The following is an 818-nucleotide window of genomic DNA, read 5'->3' as shown; positions in this document are numbered from 1 at the left end:
TCGATGGTACCGGTCACGTCAGTTGTACGGAAGTAGAACTGTGGACGGTAGCCTTTGAAGAACGGAGTATGACGGCCGCCTTCGTCTTTGGACAGGATATACACTTCAGATTCGAACTTGGTGTGTGGCTTGATTGAGCCTGGCTTAGCCAGTACCTGACCACGTTCGATTTCTTCACGTTTGATACCACGCAGCAGAACACCTACGTTCTCACCAGCACGGCCTTCGTCCAGCAGTTTGCGGAACATTTCAACGCCAGTACAGGTAGACTTAGCAGTCTCTTTGATACCAACGATTTCAACTTCTTCGCCAACTTTGATGATACCGCGCTCAACACGACCGGTAACAACGGTACCACGACCGGAGATGGAGAATACGTCTTCGATTGGCAGCAGGAACGGCTTGTCGATCGCACGCTCTGGTTCTGGGATGTAAGAATCCAGGAAGCCAGCCAGTTCGATGATTTTCGCTTCCCACTCAGCGTCGCCTTCCAGCGCTTTCAGCGCGGAACCACGAACGATTGGAGTGTCGTCGCCTGGGAAATCGTACTGAGACAGCAGTTCACGAACTTCCATCTCTACCAGTTCCAGCAGCTCTTCGTCATCAACCATGTCACATTTGTTCAGGAACACGATGATGTAAGGAACGCCTACCTGACGACCCAGCAGGATGTGCTCACGAGTCTGAGGCATTGGGCCGTCAGTCGCAGCAACAACCAGGATCGCGCCGTCCATCTGCGCAGCACCGGTGATCATGTTTTTAACATAGTCGGCGTGGCCTGGGCAGTCTACGTGTGCGTAGTGGCGAGTCGGGGTGTC

At 53.3% G+C, this 818-nt stretch carries 1 protein-coding gene; it reads right to left on the bottom strand.

The window, feature by feature from the left end; translation table 11 throughout:
• On the bottom strand, positions 1–818 hold an 818-nt coding region (gene tuf / locus AC6BYQ_RS28470; RefSeq protein WP_320728346.1), incomplete at both ends, for an elongation factor Tu.

The organism is Serratia sp. LTN-2 (assembly GCF_059740205.1).
Note: the sequence above shows the minus strand (reverse complement) of the source record. Positions and strands in the feature narration are given on the sequence as shown.